This is a genomic window from Streptomyces cinereospinus (assembly GCF_042430725.1).
Lineage (GTDB): Bacteria > Actinomycetota > Actinomycetes > Streptomycetales > Streptomycetaceae > Streptomyces > Streptomyces cinereospinus.
In genome coordinates this window covers 42,499-68,149 of the sequence record NZ_JBHMCY010000031.1, presented here as the reverse complement: position 1 = coordinate 68,149, position 25,651 = coordinate 42,499, and the positions used below count along the sequence as shown (strand labels likewise).

Here is a 25,651-nt window from a genome sequence, read left to right as displayed (position 1 = left end):
ATACCCGATCGGCGACACGGCCTCCTGCGGCTATGCTCGGGGAGGCAACATCGCCAGGGCCCTTAGCTCAATTGGCAGAGCAGTGGACTTTTAATCCATTGGTTGTGGGTTCGAGTCCCACAGGGCCTACACGTCGGACCCCAGCTCAGAGCAGGAATGAGCTGGGGTCCTGTCCGTTTTAGTCGGTCCTCATGATCGATAGCTGGCCCGTAGCTGGCCCGAGAGAACGTCAGACAACGAACGCGGGCGGCCACCCACGGGGGTGGCCGCCCGGCCCGCATCCGCGTCCTCTCCAGGGCCCGTAGGCCCCAGCGCTTCAGCGGGTCTTACGCCGCCAGCAGTGGCGGCAGCTTCAGAGATTTACCAGCGATGGTAAAGACTCGCCGTCAAGATCCAATCACGGTGTACGGGTGCCGCTCGACCCCGTTCCTGACTGGGCGCTCGCCCGACAGCAGGTCATCGGCGAGCGCATCCGCACCTGCCGGCGAGCGGCAGGTCTGTCTCAGGTGCAACTGGGTGATCTGGTCGGCCGGGACCACAAGACGATCCACCGGTACGAGACGGCCCAGACCAGCCCGAACCTGTTGGACCTGATCCTGATCGCGCACGCCGTCGGTGTTCCGCTCGCAGAGTTGACTGGGTGAGCGGCCCCGGCCGGCGACGGGGGCGCCGGCCGGGGCCGCGGGTACCGCCCGCCCCGCATCGGCGCGAGGACGGGGCGGGCGGGGGTCAGGAGCGCAGGAGTCCCTGCGTGCTTTTGTGCGGCACCACAGGGGTGCATGGCCGCTCGTGCAGCACCACGCTTGGTGCGGCAGCAGAGGGCGCGTGCACGTCGACGTCCCTGTACAGCTCGTCAGGACGAATCGGTTCGGAGCAGTGATCGCAGATCTTCACGAGGCGCCTCCGTGTGCCGCGGGGGCGGTCAGCGCGCGCCGGAAACAGGTATGGCATGGCCCCGCCCGCTGCGCTCTCCCTTTCCGGGCACGGGCGGGGCCATGTCGTGGGGTTCTACCGGATGATGCCGAGCCTCCGGGCCTGCTCATCCCGATTGAACCTCGCGTTGCAATGCGGGTTCATGCACTGCCAGACCGGCCTCTCACCGGTCGACGTGACATTCGTCGACCTGCACTTAGGGCATTCCATGAGCATCCTTCGTTGGAGCGGTGGTCCTCCCCATGGTGCTCGCCCTGCGGGGCGCGCACCCAGAGAACGAGGAGAAGACCACCCAGGACGGGCGTTACATCGTGGCGCCGCACTTGGGGCACTGGTAGAAGTCGCCCGACTTCACCATGGTGCCGCCGCACTCGCCGTTCGGGCAGGTCATCCCCAGCGGCCGGAGCAGCTGGTGGAGCGTGGTGCCGAGTCTCTTACGCATTGCGACGTCCTTTCGGTTGGTGCGATTTTCCCGACCGCCGGTCGACGGCCGGGGATCCCCTTCTCTCCGGTTCGCTGGCGGAGGTGGGAGGCGCCAGCCATGCACGGCGGGAAACGCGCATGGTTGGCGCCGGTCTAGGTGGCGGCCGAGTCGGCCGGCTGGGTGTCGAGGTCAGCTGTGGCCGCGTTGGGGGCGGCGGGCTGTTCCTGCTGGTAGACGGTGATGCCGAGGAGTGTGGTGGCGGCGAGGTTGCCGAACGCCCACAGTGCGGTCAGCGTGGCGCCTAGCGTGTCCCGGTCGCTCACGCGATCACCTGTGGCGCGTCCGCTTGCTCCTGCTCGGTCGACTGGTGCACGCAGGCGTGCAGCACTTGGTGCAGGTGCTCGGGATTGACGTACTGGCGCTTCGCTTCGTCGGGGGGCGCCAGCCAGAACAGGCCAGGCGGCGCAGCCCTCTCCACCTGGGGCACGCCCACGTGATAGACGTACGGTCTGGTGCCGCCCAGGCACTCCACACCAGCCGCGGCAAGGTCGCGCGGCCACTGCTGGTCCGTGCGTGGCGGCACCATGAAGTACGCGAACGGCCGGTAAGGGTCGCAGAAGACCGGACCGATCACGCCGAGCTCTCCGAGCCTCTGAGTCAGGTCGCGAGGGGCGGTGTCCCGGGCGAAGCTCGGGTGGAGGACTTCGTAGGGCACGCGTACGACGTCCCACCGGATGCCAGCGGTCAGCAGGGCCACGCCGTACCGCGTCCACTCCATTCCGGCTGTGTCGCGGTGCGGGGCCGATTCCAGCAGCCAGTGGTAGGCGGCCAGCCGACGCGCTCTGTCCCGCCCGGAGAGCGCGTGCACCGGAGGCGTGGCGTCGCTCATCCGGCTAGGCCTTCCACGAGCGGTTCGGCCTCGGCGAGGAACGCCTGGTGTTGGGCGAGCCAGTCCACGAGGGACAAGTCGGTGGGAGTGACGGCGCACGCGGTGCGCGAGGTGGTCACGATGCCGTGGGCCTGGCCGCTGGTGATGAGCGTCCGGGCCTTCTGCCAGTTGGGGCGGCTGTCCAGCGGGGTGGCGGTCGTGGTGTGGTCGATGACCTCGCCGATGACGACCCAGTCCCGCGCTTCCGCGTACCGGCGTAGTCGTGTGAGGACAGCGGTCTGGTCCTGGCCGGGCGCGATGCAGGTGTAGAGCACGACGGTGGCGCGGGAGGGGAAGCCGCTGGCCGCGTCCGTGATGACGCGGCGTCGGGAGGTGTCGCCAGGTGTCCTCTTCATGGCCGTAACGGTGCCGCTACTCAGTGTGCAAGTACAGAAACGAGGCGGACGACTTTGATAACCCGTCAGGTCTCAAGTCGTCCGCCTCGTACGACCGTTCACGGCAGGACTACGTGAAGTGGTCCGCTACGTACCAGTCACCAGATCACAGGGCCGCTTTCGACGTTGCCGGCAGGAACCCTTGGCTGCCCGGTGACACCCCAATGAGCTCTGACACCCGCCGCAGTCGGGCGGTCGACGCTTTGCCGACTTTCTGCACGATGACCCCGGGCAAGGCCTGGTGACGCGCCCAGTCCGGGTCGCTGCGCAACGTCTTCTCCAGCGTGTCCAGCGACGCATCCCACTGCTTGGCGTCGGCTTGCGCCATTGCCTTGTCCATCTCGTACCGATTCCTGGCCGCCTTCGTCAGCGCGGAAACGTCGTGGATGGAACCGATGAGGTCGAGGGCCTTGCCGGTCTGCCCGAGGGCTACGTTGATGCCCACGGCCTGCGTCGTCGCCGTGATCGGACCGAACCCGGTCCCGTGCGCGCGCACCTCACGGCCCATCCGCGCGCCCGTGGCATGCGACTGGGACAGGTAGTCCGCCGCCCGGTCCTTGTCGCCCATCCGGCTCGCCACCACCGCGGCGAAGTTCACGTGTGACCCGTACGCCGTCAGCTCCTCCGGCGTCGCCTTTGAGAACTGCGGCTCGATGTCGGCCGCCGACTTCTCCGCCAGCTTCAGCGCCTCGGGGAGCCGCGCGTCCCGCAGGTACACCCACGCCCGGCCGGAGCTGACCAGGGCGACGCGCATGGCGTCTGCGGCCCGCTCTGCGGCGATCTGGGCGTGGCCGATCGCCGCGTACGCCAGGTCCCGTCCGCCCACGAGGTTCGCCACGTAGCCGGCGAGCCGGTAGGCGTCGGACAGCAGGCCCCACGCCGACGCCTGCTGTCCGGACGGCTGTTCGTGCTGGTGCGCGGCCGCCGCGACGAGGAGCGGTGCGACGACAGCGCCCGCCTCGATGTACCGGCCCCGCCAGTACAGGTCCCAGCAGCGGTCGACGGTCTCCTGCAGCACGTCTGCGGCCACCGCCTCGATGTTGGGCGGAAGGAGACCTGCGGCTGTGTCGTGCACTGCCCGCGACAGGTCGCGGATCATCATGCGGTCGCCCTGGTCCAGCGCGCGGCGCGGCGCCTGCTGGCCGAGGATGACCGAGGTGTCGACGCCCAGAGCGTCAGCAATGGCGAGTAACGTCGGCAGCGAGAGCATCTTGTCCTGCTCCGCCTTCTGGATGGTGACGATCGACAGGCCCGTCATCTCGGCCAGGTCGGACTGGCGAACTGCACGGCCACGGAGGATCTTGATCCGTTCACCCGTGCTGTAGTCGCTCCACTGGGGCATACTGGCTCCATTCCTAGCGTCCTCTAGGAACGGTACGCCGGACGGCCCTTGGATATACCGGGGGCCGTCGTGCTTGTTGGCTCTCAGTGGATAGGTCGTACCGGAAACGCAGAAGAGCCCCCACCGCCCGAGGGCAGTGGGGGCGAGGGTCACACTCCGGTGCGGTAGTAGTCCTCTACGTCCTGCGGCGTTTCCTGCGGCGTACCGCCCAGATCGACGACTTGGTCGCGCAGGGCCAGCGCCCACCGCGAGATCGACCACAGCACGCCGCGGACCCGCTGCACCTCGCGCTTCGTCTCCGCGAGGTCTTCCTTCAGTTCGGTCTTGATCGCCTCGAACGCTGCCCGGTCCTGCTCCCGTTGCGACGGTTCGGCCTGTGCCAGCGCGGCCGCGCGGGTCGCCTCGGCTGTCGCCGCCGCCGCGCGGGTCGTCGCGCGAGCGGCGAAGACGCCAGCGACGACCATCCCGACCGTGCCGAACGCGGCGACGATCCCTGCCCAGATGCTCACCCAGGCCCGCCTTCCCGGGCGGCGCGCGGCACGTGGGGGACCGAATGCTCGGGCACCCGCGACGCCCACAAGATGACCCCGACGTGCGAGGTGAGGTACCAGATTGCGACGTAGGCGCCGCGGGAGTACTCGCCGCTGACGACAGCGGCGGTGTAGGCGGTTGCCCACACCGTGGGGGGAATGAGGGCGGCGACGTAGCCTGCCCAGTCGCGCCCGACCCGCAGGAAGGCGCTGCAGGTGGTGACGATTCCTGCGCTGATCCAGAGCCAGGCCCAGTGCTTCAGGTCGCAGACCCGGGTGAGCAGGTCGAGGCCGGCCGGTGATGGCGGGTCGATGAGGAACCCGAGGCCCCAGCACGTCTTGCCGACTCCCAGGATCAGCAGGAAGTGGCCGCGGCGGCCCAGCTTCACACGGAGCCACCGGGCCGCCGGGCAGGGCATCAGACGCCCGAGCGTGGGGTGTGCGGCGCCGCCCACCCGGCGATCGCCGCCGCGGCCGCCGGCACCAGGGCGAGGACGAACGGCTCCAGCGGGTCGGGCATGCCGGAGATCAGGGACGGGTCGTCGGTGACGGCGCCGAGGATCGCGAGCCCGGCCAGGCTCGCCAGGTAGGCCAGCGCGCTGGACGCCTTGACCTTCTTCTCGATGGGGGCGGAGGGAGCTGCCATGGGGTGGTCCTCTCAGATGATCGGTTGTCGGGTTACTTCTTCGGGAGCTTCAGCTTCTGGCCGGGCGTGATCTCGTCGGCGTCCCGTAGGGAGTTCAGGGACGCGATCTCCCGCCACCGGTCGCCGTCACCGAGCCGGGAAGTGGCGATGGACCAGAGCGTGTCGCCCCGGGCCACCGTGTAGGTGACCACCGCGGCGCCGGGGAGCTTCAGCTTCTGCCCGACGTCGATGTGGGTCGGGTCGCGCAGGCCGTTCATGTCGACGAGCGCGGGCACGGTCGTGCCGTGCGCGCGGGCGATGGACCACAGGGTGTCCCCCTGGCGCACCGTGTAGGTCGCCCCGCTGGCCGAGCCGCCGCTGGCGGGCGGCTGGGCGCCGAGCCGCTTCGCGATCCGGGCCCGCATGGACGCCATGGTGAAGCCGCGCGGGTCCACCTTCCCGGGCTGCCACTCCAGGTGGCCGATGACGCTGCTCTGGTCCCAGCCGTGGTACCGGCAGAGCGCGGCCGCCGCCCTCTCGATGGCGAGCAACTGCGCGGCTGGCCAGGGGTCTTCGCCGTCGCCGAGGTTCTCGCACTCGAACCCGTAGAAGTACCGGTTCCCGTCGGTGTTCTGCTCGTTGTCGGTCGGCAGGGCGGTCTCGCCGATGACAGCGCGCAGGACGTCGTCGTCGCCGCTTCCGGCGTGGTTGGCTCGGCCGTAGCCGACGAGGTGGACGCGGCCGTCCTTGGTGATGACGCCGTGGCAGAGCGGGCCGGGCAGGCCGCTGTAGCCCTTGCGGCAGATGTCGACCGTGTTGGCGGCGCCCTTGGTGACGGTGTGGTGGATCATCACCCCGTGGACGGGCCCCCAGGGGCCGACGTGGTTGCGGTTGTGGTCGCGCCAGTCGCCGACCTCGACGACGTTGACGCCCTCGGCTTTGAGGGCGGCGAGGAACCGGGCGGCGGACAGAGGTGTGGCCATACGTGCTCCAGGCGTGAGGAAAGCCCCGGCCGGGGCGGCTCGGGGCGGCGGGCGGTGGCGGGGCTATGCGGGGCCGCGGTAGGTGACCGACATGAACGGACGGAACGTGCCCGTAGCGGTGAGCAGGGCGCCGCCGGAGTCCTGGCCGGGGACCAGCTCCACGTACTGCCCTGCGGTCAGCAGCACGGGCAGAGTGCGTGCCTCGACGGTCAGCGGGCTGTTGGCGATCGTGGTCGTGGCGACGCCGCGCGCACGTCCGGCGGGCAGGCCTGCGCCGCTGACGAACCACAGGGCGTCCCGGATGGTGCCGCCCGAGCTCGCGTTGTAGCCGATGCCGCCGGCGAGCTCCCACCAGCCGGTCAAGGGCGCGGTCCAGCGGGTGGAGCTGCCGGCGGTCCAGCCGCCCATCAGGTCCGTGTCGACGTCGTCCCACTGGATCGCGTTGGCGACGCTCTCGGTGCCGGTGGGAATGGACTGGTTGGTGGTGCGTGCGGCGTAGAAGACGGTGCGTCCCATCAGTGCGGCGCTGTTGGCCCGCTCCTCGTTGATGATCATGCCGGGTTGCCAGCCCGCGAACGTGATGAACGTCAAGACGGCCTCCTACAGGGCGATGACGGCGGGCTGGTGGACGCGCACCTCGGCGCCGACCGGGTGCGATTTGACGACGCCGTTGCGGGACCGCTGCACGGTCATCAGCTGCGGCGTGACGATCCGGAAGTCGTCGAACCGCAGCTGGGGGTTGGTGTTGGTGTTCGTGGCGAGTGCCGACCCGGCGAGCCCGACCTGTCCGGAGGCGATCGGGCTGGTGGTGATGGTGACGTCGCGGTGCCATCCGCCGGGTTCGGCCTGCCCGTCGGGCCAGACCCGCATCTGCACCCGGTGTCCGGTCAGGCGGGCGCGGACCCAGAACCACTGGCCGGCGGTGTACGTGTAGGGCAGGAGCGGGCTGCCGCCGACCTCGGTGGCGTCCCGGGTGACGGACGCGTACATCGACCCCGTCACCCCGAAGTGCAGGCGGGCCCGGTAGTAGTTGGAGGTGTCGGTGTAGCGCAGGAGGATCGCCGGTGTCAGTGAGGCGATGGTCGCGACCTGGTCCACGCTGAGCCTGACGGTCACCTCGCAGTCGGTGATGTTGGCGACGATCCGCTCGAACCTGGGGGTGTCCTTGGCCGAGGCGAGGGTGATGACGCCGGCGGAGCCGTTGACGGACCGGTCCGAGGCCGCCCCGCCGGCGTCCACCCAGGGCAGGCCTGCGTCCGCGGTCCCCCAGGAGTTGGCCACCGTGCGGGTGAAGGTGTCCCAGGCGGCCGGTGTGCAGCCCGTGAGCCGGGCGACTTCCCCGCCGAGCTGGATGTCCAGCGGGAAGTCCTCCGGGTAGTTGGGGCCCGGGCCGGCGGAGGTGATCCACGGTGTGGGCGGGAGCGCGGTGCGGGCGGCGGTGTGGACGAGCATCTGTGTCGCGGTGGTGCTGGCCGCCAGAGCGAGGGTGGTGCCGCCCTCGTTGGCATCGACCCGCATCGGCGCCCGCCCGGTGAACAGCAAGTCGTCGATGTAGACGGCATCCTCGCCGGACGCGCTGCTGTTGTCCTTGGCGTACCGGAAGGTGATCGAGGTCTTGCCGGTGACGTCGATGGTGGTCTGTGTCCACGGGGTGGTGCCCTGTGCGCGGAGCACCTGGACGCCGTCGACGAGGACGAGCAGCCGGTCGCCCTCGAATCCCGGTCCGGAGGCTTCCGAGCTGGTCCAGTACCAGAACGTCAGCGCCGTGGCCCCGGCCGGAATAGTCACGATCGCGTCCGACGTCTGGTTGTTGGTGATCGCTCCCGAGCGCAGTGACCAGGTGCCGCTGTTGTAGTGGGCCTGCGAGCGGGTCCACGGCAGGTTCCCGCCGGCAGCGATCGGGAACGCGTAGGTGGAGTCGCTGAAGTCCTCTGAGATGGCCACCGCGCCGACTGACCACGGGTCGTAGGGCTGGCAGGTGAAGGTGATGCGCCACTGTCCGGTGGCGAAGGTCTCGCGGTAGCCGAGGACGAGCAGGTCGAACCCGTCCGGGGTGTACTCGTGGGGGGTGTTGGTGATGAGGATGCGCGAGCCGACGTCCAGCTTGAGGACCTGGTCGATGAGGGCGTGCATGCGGGGGTTGGCCATCTCCAGGGTGAGCTGGGTGACGCGCATGCGGTCGATCGTGGCGACGTGCAGCCGCCAGGCGGCCTGCCCGGGCAGCTGGTCGTCGTTCTCGACGATGGTTTCCACCGAGGTGGGGACCGGGCCCATGCCGTCCGGTGGCGGCGCGACGGACAGCCGTCCGGTGGCCAGCTCGGCGGTCGCTTCCGAGCCGTCCCGGCGGGAGACGGTGATCTGGTTGCGGGCGTCCTTGTCGTCGTCGACGGGCTGGAACGGGTCGAACACCTGGCCCTGGGAGAAGTCCAGGACCAGGTCGGGGCTGCGGTTGTAGAGGGTGTCGCGGGCCCGGTACGTCAGCGACAGCTTGTGTCGGGCGTCGGTGAGCAGCCCCATCTCCGTGTCGGCGGCCTGCTGGGCGAGGTCCAGGACGGTGCCGGCCGGGTACGGGCCGAGCGCGTGCGTGCCCTGCCCCACGATCTCCAGGGCGACGTCTTCCTGCGCGGTCAGCCGGTCGAGGAACGCCCGCGCGGGCAGACCGGGCTGGCCGGCCATCGAGGACGCGCCGCCGAACGCTTCGGTGCCGGTGTGGTAGTAGGCGCTGGTGAAGCGCACGCCCCACACCGACAGGTGGCCGATCGACATGCCCTTGAGGCTGGAGCTGAACCCGGTGTTGATGCGGGTCACGCGGCCCGCGCTGGTGGAGGCGAGGGTGGCGCTGTTGCCCCAGTTGCGGTCGTCCTGGTCGCGCCACTCGAAGCCGTAGTCCAGGCCGCCGCTGCCGTTCTCGGCGACGCGGACCCGGATGTGCCGCCAGCCGTCGAGGAACCCGGTGGCGGCCGGGTCGCCGCTGGTCTCGGCCGCTTCGTGGGTGGTGGTGAGGGTGGCGAGCTCGGCGCCGTCGGAGTCGTAGACGCGCAGCCGCATGCGGTGGCTGCCGGCGTCCAGCTGCACGGACAGGTTCCACGTCGCCGCGGTGGAGCCGGTGGTCTGGAACCGCAGCAGCCGGTGCTCACTGCTGCCGGTGGGGAAGGATTCGGTGGTGAGCCGGATCAGCATGCTGACCGACCAGTAGCCGGTGCTCTCCCTGGACAGGATCTGCGAGGACAGGGCGGCGCCGGCGCGCAGCTGCGGCAGCGGCGCGGAGCCGAGCAGGGTGTCGTCCTGGCCGAAGTCCAGGCCGGACACGCGCAGCACGCCCGCCCGGCCGGTGAGGGTGGCGTCAGCGACCTGGGTGTTGCCCTGCACGCCCTCCTCCATGGGCCAGTAGGCCAGCGGGTACAGGGTCGGGATCCGGCGGCGCAGCAGGCTCTTGAGGACGGGCTGGCCGGTGCTGAGGCGGCGCAGCAGTCCGGCGGGCTCGATGACGGTTCTCTGGTCGGCGCCGCTGCGGTCGCGGTGCGGCTCCCACGCCGCGACCTCGCCGAGCAGCCGGATCACTCCGGTGTCGGCGGCCGGGGCGGCCACGGTCAGGTCACCGAAGTGCACCAGGAACGGGACGGTGGTGGCGGGCGCCGAGTAGAAGGCGCGGAATCCGACCTGCCCGGCGGCGCGGATCGTGTCGTCCCAGGCCTGCGAGTGCCACACCTCGGGCTCGGGCTGGCCGTCGGCCCACACCCGCATCCGCAGGTGGGGGCCGGCGCACTGCACCCGCACCCGCACCGGGACGCCGGGCAGGTAGGTCAGGCCGCGCGGGGAGACCTGCACGTTCAAGGCCGTGACCGTGGCGTCCACGATCTTGGTGATGTTCACCGCGAGCCGCAGGCCCTCGTTGCCGGGCAGGCCGGTGTCGGCGCGGAATCCGATGTTGAAGGCGTAGAAGTCGTGGCTGACCGGCTCCACCCGCGTGATCAGGGACGCGAACACGCCCTGCTCGGCGTTGTCGGAGCGGGCCCGCTGGCTGGTGGACACCGTGAACGTGGCGTCCACGTCGGCCATCGTCACGTCCTCGCAGCGGATGTAGCGGCTGGAGTTGGCCGTGGTGAGGTTCAGGCGGCCGGTGCCGGCGCTGACGGAGTAGTCCGCGGCCGGAGGGGAGATGCCCGCCGGGTCGTAGATGACCCAGTCGTCACCGGAGGTGGACGTGCCCCAGCCGTTCGCGACCGTGCGGGCGAAGACGTCGGTGACCTCCGGCACCGGGGCCGCCGGGAGGTCGGCGACGCGCAGCCGGAACGGCGTGTACGGGCCCACCTTGCCGTACAGGGCGCCGGCCGGGTTGCGCAGCGAGTAGTCCCTTGAGGTGTTGTCGAGGGTGATCTCCGCGCGGGTCGGCTGGGCCTGGGTGGATTCGGCGGTCAGTCCGCGGATGACGGTGACGGCCGGGTCCTGCCGCATCTTCACCGGCTGCCAGGATTCGTCGACGAGGATTTCCCCGGTCAGGGTGAACGGCCAGGCGACCACGTGCCCCTCCTATCGTGTCGTGTTCAGGTTGGTGACGTCGCCGCCGTAGTCGATGCGGATCTGCCGCTGCAGCCAGTCCATGAACGCGTCGCCGCCGCCGTTGTGCCAGCGGATGGTCAAAGGCCCTGCCGCGCTCGCGGCCGCGCGGGAGCGGGCGCGGTTGACGGTGGTCAGGCCGGGCACGTCGACCATGCCGGACAGGGCCCGGTTCATGGCGGGCACTTCGTCCTCGGCGCCCTCGACGATGCCGGGCGGGATCCACCGGCCGATCGCGTCGGCCATCAGCTTCGACGGGCTGGCGATGCCCAGGGCCTTGGCGATCGGGCCGGGGATCATGCCCTTGGCGAAGCTGATCAGCTGGGAGCGCAGCCAGCCGCCCATGCTGCGGATGCCGTTCCACAGGCCGATCACCACATCGCGGCCCTTGCCGACCAGCAGCCCGCCCAGGGAGCCGATCGCGCTGGCGATCCGCCCGGGCAGTCCCCGCAGCCACGTCACCAGCGTCAGCGCGCGCTGCACGCCGGCGTCCCGCAGGGCCTGGAACGCGGTGGTGGCGCGCTGGCGCAGGACGCCAAGCATTGTCGACAGCGCGGCCGACAGACGGCCGGGCAGGCCCCGCACCCACGTCACCAGCGCGACGGCCCTGTCGATGGCCCAGTCCTTGGCCTGGTTGAACCAGCCGCGGACCCAGCCCGGGATCTGCGCGAGGTAGCCAATCGCGACCAGGCTGGCGGCCGCGGCCGCCCGCAGCTTGTCGACGACCCAGTCCCAGGCGGCCAGCGTGGCGGCCTTGATCTCGTCCCAGTAGATGACGACCAGCGCGACCAGCCCGGCCACCGCGGCGATGACCAGGGCGATCGGCCAGAACGCGACCAGCCACTGCGCGGCCATCACCGCCGCCCACGCGATCGCCCGGCCGGCCATCATCGCGAACCGTGCCACGGTCACCGCAGCCACCCGGATCATGGTGGCCAGCCACGTGGCGGTCGCCCGCGCGGCCGCGGCCGCCCACGCGCCCGCCGTGCGCGCGGCGTTCGCCACCGCCGACGCCGCGATCCGCGCACCCGACCTGATGCTGGTCGCCGCGGTCGACGCCCACCGGCGGGCGGCCTGCCCGAGGCGGGAGTCCATCATCTCGGTGGCGGTGTCCACCGCCGACGACGCCGCCCGGAACGCCTTGAGCGCGACGACCGCGCCGAGGATGGCGTAGGCCAGGGCCTGCACCGTCTGCGGCGGCATCGCGTTGATGACCTCGGCCAGGTGCACGGCGATCACCGCCGTGACACCGATCAGCGGGGCGAAGGCCTGCACCAGCACCAGCGCCGTCTTCGCGAGCGTGCCCAGGGTCTGCGCGCCCTGCCGGGCCAGAGCGACGAACTCAGCGAAGCCCTCAGACTGGTGCAGGCTCTGCCCCCACCGGGCGAACGCCGCGGTGGACTCCTCGAACCCGCCGGACATCGTGGTCGACAGCGGCAGGAACGCCCGGATAACCCCACCGATACCGACGGCGATGTTCTTCAGCCCGGCCAGGAAGCTCTTGAGGTTCTGCCCGCCCGTCTTCGCCATCGACGCGGCGAACGCTTCGATGCCCTTGCCCTGGGTGCCCCGGTCGATCTCGTCGACCAGCCAGCCGAACGCCTTCGCCGACTCCTGCACGAACGGCGTCAGCAACGGCAGCAGCCGCCGGGCGACCTCCAGGCCCTTGGTGAAGATGGGCATGGTGGTGTCCGACAGGCTGTCGGACCACTCGCTGTAGTCCTTCTTCAGCCCGACGAACTCCTTCGCCATGGCCTGCGTGCTCTTGGGCAGCCGGGCCAGGGCGTCGTTGTAGGCCTGCTGCTTCTCCGCGGCGTCCTCGGCGCCCTCCGCGGCCGCTTTCTCCGCCTCGGCTGCCAGGTCGGCGACCTCGGCCACAGACTCCATCTGCGGCCCGACCGCCAGCTGGAACGCCTTCGCCGCGACGCCCGCGGAGGCGAACGCGGCGGCCATGCCGCCCACACCGGCCGCCACAGCCGCGGCGGCGGGGACACCGACACCGAGCCCGGCCACAGCCTTGCCCAGGCCGCCCAGGACGTTCTTGGCGCGGTCGGCGCCCTCGCGCAGGGCGTCGGTGTCGATGCCCAGGCGGACCGTCATCGAGGCGAGCGTGGCCACCGGCCATCACCCCCTCAGATCACTATGCGGTTGTGGTGTTGAAGCGGCCGCCGAGTGCGGCGTTCGCCTGCTGCGCCATCCGGAACAGCTCCTCCGGGCTCTTGCGCACGCGCTGGCGGTCCCAGCGCGGCATGAAGTCGGAGACCTTCGGGGGCGCCCCCTTGGAGCGGTGGACGCCGGCGACGACGGACGCGACGAGCGCGGCCTGGACATCGCCGCGGGCCGGGCCGAGCGGGCCGGTGAGCATCTCGAACGCGCGCCACTCGGCGAGCTCGCTGGACGAGGTGCGGGCCAGCAGCTCGCGCACGGTCATACCGCCGAGGTGCGCGGCCAGCCGGAAGTAGAACATCCGGGCCGGCCGCGCCCTCAGTTTCCCGCGAGCTCCTTGACGTCCTCGTCGCTGATCTTCGACAGGCGCATCGCGGCGTCGCAGACCCGCTGCAGCGCCTTGGACGACTTGTCGCCCAGCCGCTTGACCTCGGCGGCCGACCGGAACATCTGCCGGCCGTCGGCGTCCACGATGCACGCGGCGGCCAGCCGAGCCCGGAACCCCTCCAGCCCCTCGGCGCGCACGCTGGCGCCGTCCTTGCCGACGAATTGGGACTCGAACTTGTCGCGCTCCGTGCCGGGCATCTCCCGCACCCGCACGGTGCCACCCCACTCGGGCACCTCGACGTCCTCGTAGGTGAGGTCGTCGGCGCCCAGGATCTGCTCTGCGGACAGGTAGGTCATGGGTCACGCTCCGGTGGTGATGGTCGGCTTGCCGCTGACCTTGAAGGTGGCGCTGGCGGCGAGCTTGTCGTCGTGCGGCGCCTCGGGCTCGAAGTTGGTCAGGATCGCCTTGAACGCCCACTCGCCGAGGGAGTCCGGCCACACGACCTTGTAGTTGCGGGGGTTCTTGTCGCCGAAGTCGGACACCAGGGAGTCGTGTTCGCGCGGGTCGTAGTTGAGCTCGATCTCGACCTCGCCGCCGTCCTTGAGGCCGCCGATGAACTCCCGCCAGGCGTCCTCGCTGTCGTGGGCGGTGACGTCGAGGGTCTCGCGCTCGATGCCCGGCGGGGTGATGTCGGTGACGTTCGCGATCGGCGTGAACGTCTCGGCGGGGGTGGCACCGTCACCGCGCTGCAGCTGGGTGCCGAAAGCGTCCAGACCAGCCATGGCCTGCACTCCTTCACTCTCGGGTCAGCCACACGCGATAGCTGACGTTGATGTGCCTGATGTCGGGGTCCGGATCGCGCAGCTGGGTGTGCTGCTCGTGGGCGATGGACACGTCGGTGAAGCCGGCCACCGCCAGGGGCTGGCGGTCCAGGGCGGCATCGAGGGCGGCCAGGATGGTCGAGGCTTCCTTGTAGCCGCGGTACTTCGACCACACGTGCAGCACCACCGAGGCCTCAAGGCCCCGCTGGTTGTGGGCGTCGTCGACGGTCTCGGTGATCGAGCCGAGCGTGACGTAGGGGTGAGGGGTGTTCTCCGGCACCTCGTCGAAGACGCCGGAGACCAGGGCCATGAGCGGGGCGTGCGCGCGCAGCGTCTGAACGACGGCCTGCTGCAGCGGCCACAGGGCGGCCGTCACGTCGCGTCCCGCACGATGCCGACCTCTCGCAGTTCGGGGCTGTCGTCCATCATCTGCGGGTAGACCTCGTCGAGCCGGGACAGGTCCACGGACCCCTCGCCCTTGTCGAGATCCCAGCTGACGTACCCCACCAGCTGCTCCGTACCGCGGTTGCCGAGCCTCATGTAGACCGGCAGGGACAGGGAAGCGGGCATTTCCTCACCCCCCTCCCATGTGCCGGCGGAACGCGGCGCGGTAGGTGCGGGTGACCTGTCGGCGGTGCTCGTTGAACGCGGGCACCAGGAAAGGCTGGTCGCCCATCTTGGAGGTGCCCTTTTCCACATACATCGCGTACTCCAGCTGGTCGGGGTCCCACACCCCGACCTCGGCCCGGCCGAAGTGGGTGTTGACCCGCTGGTCGAGGGCCTGCCACAGGTCGCCCTTGTCGCGCGGTACGCGGTCCTCGGCGGTGTTCTGCACGGCGTCGGCCCACTCGTTGAGCGTCTCGGTGCGGGCCGCGTCCATGGCCTGCGGGATCCGTTCGATGGCGCGCAGGGCGCCGCGCAGGCCGTCCAGGCGGGAGCGGCGGGCCATCGGTCAGGGAAGCTGCAGGACGGCGACGGTGACCGAGGTGACCGCGCTGTAGCTGATGCTCGCGCGGCCGGTGGCCGGGTCACGGAACACGCTTTTCAGGGGGATGAACGCGCTGCCGGAGGCGGGGATGGTCTGCTGGGCGTCGGCGACGGCGAGGTCGCCGACCGTTCCCGGCGTGGTCAGGGTGACGGTCTTGGAGGTGGCGTCGCCGTTGCGGACGACGAGAACCAGCTTCTCCCCGACGGGCGCCTGGTCGCCGCCGGAGGCGGCGTTGGAGAAGGTGGCTTGCAGGCCGCCGAGCGGCAGCCGCTGCGCGGACAGGATGGCCATGGGATTTCCTCAGCTTCCGGTGGTGGGCTGGCGGACGGTGCAGTCCGCCCGCAGGTAGGTGCCGGGCTCGGACGGCTCGAAGACGGCGAACACCTCGACGACGCGGCCGGGCGGGCGCAGTTCGTCGCCGCGGCGCACATCGACGGACGGGTGGAAGTACCAGCTCTCGTCCAGGCGGGCCTCGGCCTGGTCGGCGGCCTGCCGCTCGCGGGCGGTCGGCTGCGACATACGGGCGCGCGGGGTGCCGACCTGCTGCCAGGTGGTCTCCTGCCCGCCGCCGCCGTCGTCCGCGGTGGTTGCCCGCCAGACGGGCACGGTGGTGTTGAGCAGGTGGGACACGACGCTCACGGCCACCTCCCCCTATCGGCTCTCGGGTCCGCGGGCGTAGGGCTGCAGCAGACCCATCTCGTAGTCGGTCAACGCGTCCCCGGCCCGGGCCTTGTCCCAGGTGCCGGACCAGTCGCCGATCGATTCCGACGCCATTCCCCGCGGGTTGACCCAGGCCCGGCCCGCCACCTGCACACACACCTGCTTCACCGGTGCGGGCACGATGGGATAGCCGTGGTCGTAGACGACGCCGATGTCCGCGTCCAGCGGCCAGCAGCCGTACCGGCGGGTGAGGATGCCGTGCCGGTTCACCCGCCAGGCGTCGGCGTCGAGGAGGGTCCCGTCCACGGTCACCGAGATGACCGCGGTGACGGGCATCTCCGGCAGGTTCATGATGCGCCGGCCGTTGCCGGCCAGGCCGATGCTGTCCGCGGCCACGGCGTCGATGGTCTGCTGCAGAGCCGCGCGCACGATGGTTTCGGCTGCGGCGATCGTCGCGGCGGCCTGCTCGGCGTCGATGGAGTCGAGCCGGAGGTGGAGCCGCAGGTCCTCCGGCAGGGCCCAGGGTGATGCCACGACTCCACCTCTGTCACTGGTCGCCGGACGAACCGGTGCTGCCGTCGTCGTCGTTGCCGCGGACGGCGGCGGCCTCGGCGTCGGTCGCTCCGGCCGCCTTGGCCGAGGTGTCCCGGGGCGCGCGGCGGGTGGCCCGGCGGCGTCCGTCGGCGGCCTGGCGGACCGGCTTGTCCGCGCCCTTGCCGTCGCTGGTGGGCTTGCCGGTGTCGGGCTCGGCGTGTCCGGCGGCGATCCACGCGGCGGCCAGCTCGTCGTCGACCTCGACGGCCTGGCCGTGTCCGTAACGGTTGCCCGCGCCGTCGGAGACGGACGTGGCCGACGTGATCCGGATGCGGCGGGCCATCAGGCGGCCGCCATCGTCAGGATGCGCAGGGCCTGCGGGCGGATGACGTCGCCGCCGACCCGCTTGCGGATCTTCCAGCCGATCATGCCGTCCTCCGCGTAGAGCTCGGTGAGGACCTTCACGGTCATGCCCTGCCGGTCGTAGATCCGGTATCCGGCTTGGAAGTCGCCGAACGCGGCGACCCGGGCGGAGGCGGCGACGGCGGCGATGTCCTCCTGGTTCTCGACCGGGTACCCGAGGAAGGTGTTGGGGCGGCCGGCCTGCAGGCTGGGCTGCCACAGGTATCGGTCGTCGGCGTCCTTCAGCGTGGCGATGGCCAGTTCGGTCCCGGAGGGGATGGTGAAGCGTCCGTTACGCCGGTACTGCTTCGGGGTGGCGTAGATCAGCTTCATCATGTCGTCGGTCGTGATGGCCGTGGCCCCGGCTGCGGCGACGGTGGGCACGCCGCCGCCTGAGGTCATGTAGCCGACCGGCTGGTGGGCGGCGTGCCCGGTGCCGACGGTGAACGCGGTGTCCTCCGCCTCCGCGCACGCGCGGGCGAAGGAGTCGCGGATGAACGCGTCCAGGTTGATGTCGGCGTCGTCGAGCTCGTCCTCGCCGACCTTGGCCAGACCGTAGAGGTCCTCGATGTAGGTGTACTCCTCGTCCGGGGTGGACGGCATCGAGTCGGTCAGGGTCTGCTCGTTCGTCTCCAGCTTGCCCCAGCCCACGGCCACCTCGGCCAGCGACCGCCGGCGGATGCGGTTGGAGTTGGTCGAGCGCTGCGAGGCGATCCCGCGCATGATCGTCAGCTCCGGCAGGGAACGGTTGATCTCCGTCTCCAGGTCCTCGGGCACGAGGATCTCGCCGGCGGTGTTCTCGACCAGGGCGCGCTGCTCGGGCGCCATGCGCGGCAGGCCGCGGCGCAGGGCCTGGAAGAACGCGGCCCGCCGCTCCTGGGCTCGCTGCTCGTCGGTGGTGCGGGTGCTGTCGTCGGGGCGGGCGGCGCCGCGGCGGATCGGTTCGGCCATCTGCGCGGACCGCTCCTCCTCGGCCTCCAGGCGCTCGATGCGCTCGGTCAGCGACCGGAAGTCCTCCTCGTGCCGGTCGTAGGACTGGCGCTCCTCGGCGTTCAGGCCGCGGTTCTCGCCCTCGGCCGTCTCGGTGATGGCCCGCATCGACTGAACGACGCCGGCCCGCTGCTGCCGCAGCTCCACGCTGGTGGGCATGGGTGTGCTCCTCACAGGGGTGAAGGGGTGTGCTGTCCCGGGCCGGACGGCCGGGCAGATCAGGGGGTTACAGCTGGGCGAGCATCTCCAGCTCGTTCAGCCGGTGCCGGGCCCGCTCGACCGGATAGCCGGGCTCGGGCAGGGAGCGGGCGTCGGCGGCCTCCAGCAGCGCGTCCAGCGCGTCGCGGGCGTCCTGCACCAGCTGCCGGTTCGCCGCCGACAGGACCTTGCCCGCGCGCAGTTCCTGCAGCGCCCGGGTCACCTGGGCAGGCTCAGGCACGGGAGGCTCGCCCAGCTGCCGGGCGGCCGCCGACCGCAGCTCCGCCGAGGTCTGGCTGAACGCCGGGTACGTGACCACCGACACGTCGCCGCCGTCGAGGTCGACGCCGAACACCTCGTGCACGTTGCCCGCCCAGCCGTCGGCGGTGATCCAGAAACCGAAACTCATCTGGTTGATGTCGCCTCGCTCCAGGGACACGGCCAGGTCCCGGGCGTAGGAGACGTCCGCCATGCGGGCATCGACGTCCACGCCCTCGTCGGGCACCTCGTTGAGGGTGGCGGTGCCGGACGCGGTGCGGGCCAGCAGCAGGTTGGGGTCGTGGTTGATGAGGAACCGCACGTCCGGGTCGCCGGCCAGCGTGCGGGTGGCGGCGCCGGGCATGATGCGCTCGCGCCAGCCGCCCATGTCCTCCGACAGCGCGTTGTAGACGATGCTGCGGCCGTGGAACTCCAGGCGGCCGGTCTTCTCGTCGGCCCGGGTGATGCGCAGGTCCTGCAGCGGGAAGGCCCGCACCTCGCGTGTGCGCACGACGGCGCCTCCTCACAGGTTGAATTGCAGTCGGCAGGTGCACCCGGCGATCTCGTCCACGCCGAGCAGGTAGTCGTGCGGCCAGCGCCCCTGGTGGGTGCCGATGGTGAACATCTCCCGCATGCCGACGGTCTGCCCGTCGGCCTCGGCGTGGCTCGGGCGCGGGTTCGGGTCCCACACCCTCCACGTCTTCGTGCGGGCGCCGGCCTGCTTCGCTCCCTCGTGCGCGCCGAAGGCGGATAGGTAGTTCACCCGGGCTCGGGCGAGCTGCTGAGCGCGGGACTCGGTCATCCGGCCGAACATGTCCAGCACGTCCCGGGGCGCGTTCGAGACGGTGAACTGGTGGGCCAGCTCCCGCACGGTGGTGGCATTGATGTTCGCCGCCGTCGCCGCGGCCCCGGCTGCCAGCACGGCCAGCGACTGCTCGGCCGCGAACGCTCCGCCCAGCGTGGCCGCCGTCTGCGCGCCGACCTCGCCGACCAGCCCGCGGGCGAGCTGCAGCAGGATTGCGGTCAACTCCTCGTTCTCGGCCGCCTCGTCGATGATCTCCTCGGCGGCCGCGTCCGGCCGCAGGCCCAGCGCGGCCACCACCCGCTCGCCCTGCCCGGCGAAGTACTCGGCGATCTGCTCGTGGTGCCGCTGCACCCAAGCGGGCAGCTCCTCCAGCGACGGCGACTCGGCGGTGTCCGCGCGCACGTGCGGGCGGCGGGGAAGGGCACGCTGCTCGGCCGGGGCCGCACTGCCGGCGGGCACCATGTTGAGCGGCTGCAGGTAGTCGTCGCCGCCCTCGATCGGCGGCTGGTCTTCCTTGGCCCGGATCTCGTTGACGGACATCCATCCCCACTGGCGGGCCTGCGCGTAGCCAGCGAACCGCTGGGCGGTGTCACCGCGCAGCAGCGCGTCCGGGTTGAACCTCATGTACAACGCGGGGTCGCCGCCGAACAGCTGCCGCGCGGTCCGCTCCACCCGGGTCAGCCAGGACATCAACGAGTAGATGACGTAGCCGAGGGACTGCTGCTCGATGCCCGACCCCCAGGACGTGCTCTTGTCCACGTCGCCGACCATGTGGGGAGGGACGCCGTAGATACCCGCGATCTCCGTCCTGGTCAGCTTGTAGACCTCCAGGAACTGGGCGTCCGCCGGGGACAGCGTCGTCTTCTGCCAGCTCGCGCCGCCCTCCAGGACGCCGAGGCGGTGGGAGTTGTCGAACCCCTCGTGCAGGTCCAGCCACTGGCGATTCAGCCGCTCCCACTGGGCATCGGTCAGCTTGCCCGGCACCGACACCATGCCACCCGGCGAGGCATCCCGGGCGAAGAAACCGCCGATGTAGGCGGTCGCCGCGTACCCGGTGCCGACCGCCTGGCGGGCCATGCCGATCGGTGACAGACCCTCGACGCCGCCGATGCCGAAGCTGCGGAAGTGCAGCAGATTCTCGGCGCGCACCAGGCCGTCGGCCTCACGGATCGGCGCCCACTCGTCATCTTCCAGCGTGATCTTGTAGACCAGCTCCCCGGTCTCCTTCACGCGCCGCGGCTCGACGCTGGTCCACGCAATCGGCCACAGCCCCACCGGCTGGCCACCGTTAGAACGCTCGATGTAGACGGCGGCGTTGCCGCGCAGCAGCATCCACCCCAGGACCTGCGCCCACAACTCGCCCGACGGCAGACCGGGGTTGGCCTGATACGTGAGCAGTGGTGAGGCCGGGTGTTCGTCGAACGGGACGCGCGAGGCCCCCTCGCGGCGGTAGACGCCGGTCGGCAGCATACTGCCCGTCTCGGCGAGCAGCCGCACGCACGAGTAGACGACGGCCAGCTGCAGCGCACGTTCAGGGGTGACCGTGACGTCGGCCGCGGTCCGGGTGCCGGTCAGCGGAGGCAGACTCTTGCGGCGGCTACGCTCCTGCTGGCGCAGCATCGTGCGCACGAGGGGAAGATGGCGCGCGAGCGGCATCAGCGTTCACCCCCCGTCGTCATGTTGCCCATCACCAGCAGGACGCCAGCGACCGGAAGCAGCGCCAGCCCTGCGCCCAGGACGCCGCCCAGGGCGGCCCCGACCAGCACCAGCCCAGCCGCTCCAGCGGCCAGGCCGCACAGTTCGTACACCCACGGCATCCACTCGCCCATCCGGCTCCTCCTTCGCTCAGGCGCCGATGACGCGGATGCTCGGCTCCGGTTCTTCCTCCGGCTCGACCCTCGCCAGGTGCATCGCCAGCGCGTTCAGGCCGGAGGCCACGCCGTCGATGCGCTTGGCGCTGGTCTGCCGGTCGGGCTTGACCGGCTTCACGTAGCCGTCCGTGTTGGTCTTCAGCCCGACACAGTCGATGTGCCAGCGCAGGATCGGGTGCCCGCCGTGCGCGATCCGCTGGGACAGCACCAGCCGCTCCAGCTGCTGGCACGGCTGGTTCAGACCGGCGTAACCCTGCGACACCTGCTCCATCGCCAGGCCCGCGTCGTCCAATTCCTTCACGGTCTCGGTGGCGTTCCACCGGTCGTAGCCGACGGCGAGGATCTCGAACCGCTCCGCGAGATCCTCAGTGATCAGCTCCCGCACAGCGCGGTAGTCGACGACGTTCCCCTCCGTCAGCCGTAGCGCGGGCCCGGCGTGCGCGGCAGTCTCCGCCCACCGGGACAGGGGCACCTTCGTGCGGCGCTCCAGCTCCTTCACGCGGTCCTCCGGCAACCAGAAGAACGGCACCCAGATGTGCGGCTCGTCCGGGTCGTCCGGGTCCTCAGGCGGGAACCAGAGGGAAAACGCCGTCATGTCCGTGGTGGATGACAGGTCGAGGCCGCCGTAGCACTGCCGTCCCTCCAGGTCCGCCAGCTCCACCGAGACGGGCACGCCGCTGCTGCTCCGGGCGCACGCGTCCCAGTCGTCCATGCGCAGCCAGCGCGTGGTCTGCTTCGTCCGCACGTTCAGGTGCAGCCGCAGGTAGCGGTTGAGCTGCTGCGGCGAGCGCTGGGCCTGCGCGGCCTTCCCCGCCAGGTAGTCGGCGAGCACAGTGATCCCGTAGCCCGGGTTCGCGGTGCGCAGCGTCTCCTCGTCGAACGGGTCGAAGTCCTCGGCCGACTCGTCCGCGCCGAACACGACGCCCCACACGGTCGGGTCCTCGGCGTGCTCGCCGGCGAGGGCCTCGATCTCCTCACGCTTCGTCGCGTAGATGCTGCCGGTCTCGGCGCCGTCGTCCGCCGTTGTGATGAACACGATCAGCGGCTGGTCGCGCGAGCCGGTGCCGGTCTCCAGGGCGTCCACCACGTCCGGGTTCTTGTGGACGTGGACCTCGTCGATGATGCCGCCGTGCACGTTCAGGCCGTGCGCGCGCAGCCCCTCCGAGGACAGAGCCCGGAAAATGCTGTGCGTGACTGGGTGCTCCAGCAGCTTGCGCTGGATGCCCCGGCGCCCGAGCTTCTTCTTCAGCGGTGGTGATCCGGAGGCCATGTTGGCGGCCGCGCGGAAGACGATGTTGGCCTGCTCGCGGTCGCCGGCTGCGGCGTACACCTCGGCGCCTGGCTCGCGGTCCGCGGCGAACAGGTACAGGCCGAGGCCGCTGCAGATCGTGCTCTTGCCGTTCTTGCGGGGGATCTCGAACCAGACGGTTCGGATGACCCGGTAGCCGTCGGCGCGCTTCAGCCCGAAGACGGGCGCGATCAGGTAGCGCACCTGCCAGTCCAGCAGGATGAACTCTCGGCCCGCGTGCCTGCCGATCAGCTGCTTCAGCAGCTTGAAGAACTTCAGCACCCGGACCACGGCGTCCGGGTCGAACCACGTGCCGGGCTGTGCGGGCAACGGCGTGACGAGCAGCGGCCGGCGGCCCTCGGCGAGCCACTCGGTCCCCTGCACCAGTCCCTCGTCGACCCAGCCCGCAATGGCCTGGTCGATCTCGGCGGTGAGCCTGGCGCGCAGGCCCTTAGTCGAGGATGCCGTCCCCCTCGTCATGGTCGTCACCCTCCGGCTTCACCGAGCGCAGGCGGGAGTTCGGCGTGATGAACAGCTCCTTCGCCAGGGCCGCCACCGTCGTCGCCGCCTCCCGCCAGATTTGCCAGCCCGGGTTCTTCGCGGGGCCGTTGCCCGCGCGCCGCTCGGCCACCAGATCGTCGTCCTGCAGCAGCCGCTCAGCCGCCACGAACTTGCTCCACGCCGCGCAGTACGTCGACAGGGCCGCCCGGTCCACCTTCGCCAGCACCCCCAGCCGGTCCAGGTCGGGCACGATCCGGTCCCACTCGGCGCGCGCTTCGTCGTCCAGCCAGTCCGGGACATCCGGCACGCCGGGCGCGGCGGTCACGCGGGCCGGTGCGGGCCGGCCGCCGGGGTTGCCGCGCAGGGCGCGGACATTGTCGGGCTGGCCGACCGGGCCACGGTTACCCATGATCACCCCCAGGGCATGTCACGGAATGTGAGCGGCGGTTACAGGATCCTCAAAAATGCGGCCGAAACTCGCGGTCACGCGCGCGCCGCCCCCGCCTGCGTTCTGGACCCTCCCCGGCGGGAAGATTCGACACCCCCCTCGGGGTGCGATCACGTCGCCGGAGAGGTCTGGTCGGCTCGGTAGACACGCCACCAGCTCTCGATGGCCTCGATCGTATCGCCGGGTCGGCCGTCGCGGCGAGCCCTGCGCACGCACTCGTCCTCGCCGACGGCCAGCACGACGACATCGGCGCCGGGCGCCAGCCGCTCGCGGTCCGCCTGGCGGGGCGCGGTCGCGATGATCCACGCGGCACGCAGGTTGTGCGCGCGCTCCAGGCGGGCGGTCACGGCGTCGCGGGCCTCGGCGATGAAGGGGCGCAGGGCGGCCGGGTGGTCGTGGCCGTGGGGGGAGCCGAGGGCGACGGCCAGGGCGTCCCAGTCCACGACGAGGTCGCCGGGCTCAGCGTGCTCGCGCACCCACGTGGTCTTCCCCGAGCAGGGCGGCCCGCAGACCAGGGTGACCTTGGCGGTGCGTTGGAGGCGCCGGCCGCCGTCGAGGAACCCTGTCTCCCTGGCCGTCTTGGCATCGTGGCAGGGCTTGCACATCGCCTGCAGGTTGGCCCGGTCGAACGCGAGCTGCTCGTTGCCGCGGTGCGGGCGGATGTGGTCGACGACCGTGGGCGGGCGGCTGCAGCCTGCCCTGCAGAACGCTTCCTCGGAGAGGACCTGGTCGCGCAGGAGCGGCCAGCGCGGGTCGTTGTAGACCCAACGCCACTCGGCCGCCGTCTGGCGGCCTTTGCAACGATGCGCTGGTGTTGACCGCATGCGCGTCCTCCTACGGCTCCGAGGGTGTCGGCAGGACGGGCAGCAGGTTGCATGTCCCCTTCAGGCAGGCGCCCTGCCCGTCGCTGACCATGTGGACGTGCTGGCCCTGCTTGGCGAGCAGGTGGGCGGCCTCGGTGGCGCTCCGGGGCGCCTCGGTACGGTCGGGCATGGGCGTCTCCAGGAGTCGGACAGGCCTGAAGGGACTACGAGCCGTCGCGGTGGCGGGCTCGCGTCTGCGCCCACTTGAGGCAGTAGGCGTACTTGCCCACGACTACGGCCAGTCCGATCGTGGCGCGGCTGGCGCTGTTGGCGTACCGGTTCCACATGGCGCGGGCGCCGCCCGGGGCAGCGCGGTACCGGTAGACCTTCGGCCAGTGGTACTCGGGGTAAAAGACGTCCTCGGGCTCGGTGGTGATGACGGCGAAACTGGGCATCCTGTGTGGCCCTCCGGGTACGACGAAGGCCCCGCTGGTGGGCGGGGCCTGGTGTGTCTGTGGTGCCCGTCTCGGGGCAGAGTTGTACACGGAGATCGTTGCACTCGGCCTGACCTGCGGTCAAGCGGCATCCCGTGCGGCGCGCTTGGCGGCGAGGGCGGCGACGTCTGCGGCGGCGTACCAGGGCTGTCGCTCGGTGCCGCCGGAGCGGGTGAGCTGGCCGCGGTGGACGATGCTGCGCAGCCCGGTCAGTCCCACGCCGAGCAGGCGGGCGGTCTGGTGGGCGGTGAGGTGGCCGGGCCGGATGTGCTGCTGCTCCATACGGTCCATGATGCAGCGGGCCCCGCCGCGACGGGTGCGCGGCGGGGCCCGGTCCACGCGTGCAGCCAGCAGACGCGGATAGTGGTGTCTGCGACTGTACGGCGGGGGTCTGACAGTGGCGGGTCAGTTCTGGTGGGGGCAGTTCTGCACCCACCAGCCGCACTCGGCGCAGTACTCGTGGATGCGGGTGATCAGACGGCGGATCATCGGTCGGTCACCTCCCCTGCGGAGAGGTGGATGTGGGTGTGGTTGGGGCGGTCGGGGGGTGTCGTCTTGTAGATCAACATCCCCTTCTGGGATGTGAGAGGGGCTACGCCGATGAAGTCGTGACCTGCGCATTCGCTGCACGAGGGGCGCCCCTCTCCCGGTGGGGGAGTGGCGGACGAATCGGACACCGGGCGGCGCGCGGAGCGCCACAGGGCGACCGCGCCCGAGACGACCACGGTGAGGACTCCCGCCGCGTGGTCGACGGCGAACGCGGCAGCGACCGCGACGCCGACGAGCATGACCAGGACGCACCCGCCGGCCGCCGCGCTGCGCTCCTCCGGCTCCGGCTGGGGCTCGGCCGTGCGTTGCTTCCGGGCGGCCATCACAGGACCCCGTAGACCGAGTTGCCGAGCCAGTTCACGGCGACGGCGAGCGGCGCCGCGGCGAACCCGGCGATCCCGGCCGAGGTGCCGAGGCAGATACCGCACCACGCCCCGCGCTTGATGTCCGACCCGTAGCGGGACTTCTTCACCAGGGCGACCATGACCGCAGTCAGGATCAGCACGACCGCGCCACCGGCCTGCGTGAGGGGCAGGTAGGTGGCGGCGCTGGCGCGCTGCCCGGTCTGCCCGCCGACGCCCCAGACGAGGGCGACGTCCCCGAGCCAGTTGGAGATCCACAGGGCGGTGCGGGCGGTCCAGCCGATCAGGCCGCCGATGCCGAGGATGGTGAGGACGCCGTACGACCAGGCGAGCAGGAACGGGAGCAGGGCGCCGGCGTGGTGGGCGGGGCTGGCCTGGAGGGCTTTCAGGCCGGGCCACCAGACGGTGAGGTGGTGGGCGAGGATGATGAGTCCGACGGTCACGCCGCCGTAGGTCACGTACGTCATG

At 71.1% G+C, this 25,651-nt stretch carries 35 protein-coding genes and 1 tRNA gene; 2 read left to right on the top strand and 34 right to left on the bottom strand.

The features are described 5' to 3' along the window. The first annotated feature begins 56 nt into the window (after window positions 1–56). Window positions 57–129: transfer RNA gene (locus ACFF45_RS17975), tRNA-Lys, on the top strand. Window positions 130–410: 281 nt separating this feature from the next. Further along, window positions 411–644 carry a helix-turn-helix domain-containing protein gene (locus ACFF45_RS17970; protein WP_381347125.1) on the top strand — a complete coding sequence of 78 codons (234 nt, stop codon included), beginning with the start codon at window positions 411–413 and terminating at the stop codon, window positions 642–644. 593 nt (window positions 645–1,237) lie between these two features. On the opposite strand, the gene ACFF45_RS17965 is transcribed toward ACFF45_RS17970, so the two are convergent. The 34 genes from ACFF45_RS17965 to ACFF45_RS17800 form a co-directional block, all read right to left on the bottom strand. After that, the gene (locus ACFF45_RS17965) at window positions 1,238–1,375 is read right to left on the bottom strand and encodes a hypothetical protein (RefSeq protein ID WP_381347124.1); all 138 of its coding nucleotides are present in this window, start codon (window positions 1,373–1,375) and stop codon (window positions 1,238–1,240) included. 134 nt (window positions 1,376–1,509) lie between these two features. Continuing rightward, entirely contained in the window at window positions 1,510–1,680 is a 171-nt protein-coding gene (locus ACFF45_RS17960) for a hypothetical protein (RefSeq protein ID WP_381347122.1), read from the bottom strand. Next, window positions 1,677–2,246 (bottom strand): hypothetical protein, encoded by a 570-nt coding sequence (locus ACFF45_RS17955; protein WP_381347121.1) that lies wholly within the window; start codon window positions 2,244–2,246, stop codon window positions 1,677–1,679. The genes ACFF45_RS17960 and ACFF45_RS17955 overlap by 4 nt, the downstream gene beginning before the upstream one ends. Continuing rightward, window positions 2,243–2,641: a recombinase family protein gene (locus ACFF45_RS17950; protein WP_381347120.1), complete on the bottom strand. Its 399-nt coding sequence runs from the start codon at window positions 2,639–2,641 to the stop codon at window positions 2,243–2,245. The genes ACFF45_RS17955 and ACFF45_RS17950 overlap by 4 nt, the downstream gene beginning before the upstream one ends. A gap of 145 nt (window positions 2,642–2,786) precedes the next feature. Then, window positions 2,787–4,022, bottom strand: a complete 1,236-nt coding sequence (locus ACFF45_RS17945; protein WP_381347119.1) for a helix-turn-helix domain-containing protein — start codon at window positions 4,020–4,022, stop codon at window positions 2,787–2,789. 149 nt (window positions 4,023–4,171) lie between these two features. Beyond that, window positions 4,172–4,531: a hypothetical protein gene (locus ACFF45_RS17940; RefSeq protein WP_381347117.1), complete on the bottom strand. Its 360-nt coding sequence runs from the start codon at window positions 4,529–4,531 to the stop codon at window positions 4,172–4,174. Further along, window positions 4,528–4,941, bottom strand: a complete 414-nt coding sequence (locus ACFF45_RS17935; RefSeq protein WP_381347116.1) for a hypothetical protein — start codon at window positions 4,939–4,941, stop codon at window positions 4,528–4,530. Before ACFF45_RS17935 ends, ACFF45_RS17940 begins: the two co-directional genes overlap by 4 nt. A 29-nt stretch (window positions 4,942–4,970) precedes the next feature. Continuing rightward, window positions 4,971–5,198, bottom strand: a complete 228-nt coding sequence (locus ACFF45_RS17930) for a holin (RefSeq protein WP_381347114.1) — start codon at window positions 5,196–5,198, stop codon at window positions 4,971–4,973. Between the two features lie 32 nt (window positions 5,199–5,230). Then, on the bottom strand, window positions 5,231–6,160 hold the full coding sequence (locus ACFF45_RS17925) for a LysM peptidoglycan-binding domain-containing protein (protein WP_381347112.1): 930 nt from the start codon (window positions 6,158–6,160) through the stop codon (window positions 5,231–5,233). A gap of 63 nt (window positions 6,161–6,223) precedes the next feature. After that, window positions 6,224–6,751, bottom strand: coding sequence for a hypothetical protein (locus tag ACFF45_RS17920; protein ID WP_381347110.1), 528 nt, complete (start codon window positions 6,749–6,751; stop codon window positions 6,224–6,226). Window positions 6,752–6,760: 9 nt separating this feature from the next. After that, entirely contained in the window at window positions 6,761–10,681 is a 3,921-nt protein-coding gene (locus ACFF45_RS17915) for a hypothetical protein (protein ID WP_381347108.1), read from the bottom strand. 9 nt (window positions 10,682–10,690) lie between these two features. Next, entirely contained in the window at window positions 10,691–12,817 is a 2,127-nt protein-coding gene (locus tag ACFF45_RS17910; protein WP_381347106.1) for a phage tail protein, read from the bottom strand. Between the two features lie 40 nt (window positions 12,818–12,857). Next, entirely contained in the window at window positions 12,858–13,184 is a 327-nt protein-coding gene (locus ACFF45_RS17905; protein WP_381347105.1) for a phage tail assembly protein T, read from the bottom strand. A gap of 17 nt (window positions 13,185–13,201) precedes the next feature. Further along, window positions 13,202–13,567 carry a hypothetical protein gene (locus ACFF45_RS17900; protein ID WP_381347103.1) on the bottom strand — a complete coding sequence of 122 codons (366 nt, stop codon included), beginning with the start codon at window positions 13,565–13,567 and terminating at the stop codon, window positions 13,202–13,204. Window positions 13,568–13,570: 3 nt separating this feature from the next. Beyond that, a complete protein-coding gene (locus ACFF45_RS17895) occupies window positions 13,571–13,993 on the bottom strand; it encodes a phage tail tube protein (protein ID WP_381347101.1) in 423 nt (140 codons plus the stop codon). Between the two features lie 13 nt (window positions 13,994–14,006). After that, the gene (locus ACFF45_RS17890; protein WP_381347099.1) at window positions 14,007–14,408 is read right to left on the bottom strand and encodes a DUF3168 domain-containing protein; all 402 of its coding nucleotides are present in this window, start codon (window positions 14,406–14,408) and stop codon (window positions 14,007–14,009) included. Next, window positions 14,405–14,602 (bottom strand): hypothetical protein, encoded by a 198-nt coding sequence (locus ACFF45_RS17885; protein ID WP_381347098.1) that lies wholly within the window; start codon window positions 14,600–14,602, stop codon window positions 14,405–14,407. Before ACFF45_RS17885 ends, ACFF45_RS17890 begins: the two co-directional genes overlap by 4 nt. Before the next feature lie 4 nt (window positions 14,603–14,606). Continuing rightward, window positions 14,607–14,981: an HK97-gp10 family putative phage morphogenesis protein gene (locus ACFF45_RS17880; protein ID WP_381347096.1), complete on the bottom strand. Its 375-nt coding sequence runs from the start codon at window positions 14,979–14,981 to the stop codon at window positions 14,607–14,609. 3 nt (window positions 14,982–14,984) lie between these two features. Next, window positions 14,985–15,311, bottom strand: coding sequence for a hypothetical protein (locus ACFF45_RS17875; protein ID WP_381347095.1), 327 nt, complete (start codon window positions 15,309–15,311; stop codon window positions 14,985–14,987). 9 nt (window positions 15,312–15,320) lie between these two features. Then, a complete protein-coding gene (locus ACFF45_RS17870) occupies window positions 15,321–15,659 on the bottom strand; it encodes a phage head completion protein (RefSeq protein ID WP_381347093.1) in 339 nt (112 codons plus the stop codon). A 12-nt stretch (window positions 15,660–15,671) separates the two neighbouring features. Continuing rightward, window positions 15,672–16,214 carry a head-tail connector protein gene (locus ACFF45_RS17865; RefSeq protein ID WP_381347092.1) on the bottom strand — a complete coding sequence of 181 codons (543 nt, stop codon included), beginning with the start codon at window positions 16,212–16,214 and terminating at the stop codon, window positions 15,672–15,674. A gap of 13 nt (window positions 16,215–16,227) precedes the next feature. Further along, on the bottom strand, window positions 16,228–16,557 hold the full coding sequence (locus ACFF45_RS17860) for a hypothetical protein (RefSeq protein ID WP_381347091.1): 330 nt from the start codon (window positions 16,555–16,557) through the stop codon (window positions 16,228–16,230). After that, window positions 16,557–17,765, bottom strand: a complete 1,209-nt coding sequence (locus ACFF45_RS17855; RefSeq protein ID WP_381347090.1) for a phage major capsid protein — start codon at window positions 17,763–17,765, stop codon at window positions 16,557–16,559. The genes ACFF45_RS17860 and ACFF45_RS17855 overlap by 1 nt, the downstream gene beginning before the upstream one ends. Window positions 17,766–17,832: 67 nt before the next feature. After that, window positions 17,833–18,573, bottom strand: coding sequence for an HK97 family phage prohead protease (locus ACFF45_RS17850; protein WP_381347088.1), 741 nt, complete (start codon window positions 18,571–18,573; stop codon window positions 17,833–17,835). A gap of 12 nt (window positions 18,574–18,585) precedes the next feature. Beyond that, the gene (locus ACFF45_RS17845; protein ID WP_381347149.1) at window positions 18,586–20,487 is read right to left on the bottom strand and encodes a phage portal protein; all 1,902 of its coding nucleotides are present in this window, start codon (window positions 20,485–20,487) and stop codon (window positions 18,586–18,588) included. A gap of 35 nt (window positions 20,488–20,522) precedes the next feature. Further along, window positions 20,523–20,696 (bottom strand): hypothetical protein, encoded by a 174-nt coding sequence (locus ACFF45_RS17840; protein WP_381347087.1) that lies wholly within the window; start codon window positions 20,694–20,696, stop codon window positions 20,523–20,525. Window positions 20,697–20,712: 16 nt separating this feature from the next. Next, entirely contained in the window at window positions 20,713–22,506 is a 1,794-nt protein-coding gene (locus tag ACFF45_RS17835) for a terminase large subunit (protein ID WP_381347085.1), read from the bottom strand. Next, window positions 22,478–22,936, bottom strand: a complete 459-nt coding sequence (locus ACFF45_RS17830; protein ID WP_381347084.1) for a phage terminase small subunit P27 family — start codon at window positions 22,934–22,936, stop codon at window positions 22,478–22,480. The genes ACFF45_RS17835 and ACFF45_RS17830 overlap by 29 nt, the downstream gene beginning before the upstream one ends. A gap of 149 nt (window positions 22,937–23,085) precedes the next feature. Continuing rightward, a complete protein-coding gene (locus tag ACFF45_RS17825; protein ID WP_381347083.1) occupies window positions 23,086–23,799 on the bottom strand; it encodes an AAA family ATPase in 714 nt (237 codons plus the stop codon). A gap of 10 nt (window positions 23,800–23,809) precedes the next feature. Then, complete coding sequence (locus ACFF45_RS17820) at window positions 23,810–23,968, bottom strand: hypothetical protein (protein ID WP_381347081.1); 159 nt, start codon at window positions 23,966–23,968, stop codon at window positions 23,810–23,812. Between the two features lie 34 nt (window positions 23,969–24,002). Continuing rightward, entirely contained in the window at window positions 24,003–24,233 is a 231-nt protein-coding gene (locus ACFF45_RS17815; RefSeq protein WP_381347080.1) for a hypothetical protein, read from the bottom strand. A gap of 120 nt (window positions 24,234–24,353) precedes the next feature. After that, window positions 24,354–24,554 (bottom strand): hypothetical protein, encoded by a 201-nt coding sequence (locus ACFF45_RS17810; RefSeq protein ID WP_381347078.1) that lies wholly within the window; start codon window positions 24,552–24,554, stop codon window positions 24,354–24,356. A 203-nt stretch (window positions 24,555–24,757) separates the two neighbouring features. Then, on the bottom strand, window positions 24,758–25,144 hold the full coding sequence (locus tag ACFF45_RS17805; protein ID WP_381347077.1) for a hypothetical protein: 387 nt from the start codon (window positions 25,142–25,144) through the stop codon (window positions 24,758–24,760). Further along, on the bottom strand, window positions 25,144–25,650 hold the full coding sequence (locus tag ACFF45_RS17800; protein WP_381347075.1) for a hypothetical protein: 507 nt from the start codon (window positions 25,648–25,650) through the stop codon (window positions 25,144–25,146). Before ACFF45_RS17800 ends, ACFF45_RS17805 begins: the two co-directional genes overlap by 1 nt. Window position 25,651: the final 1 nt, after the last annotated feature.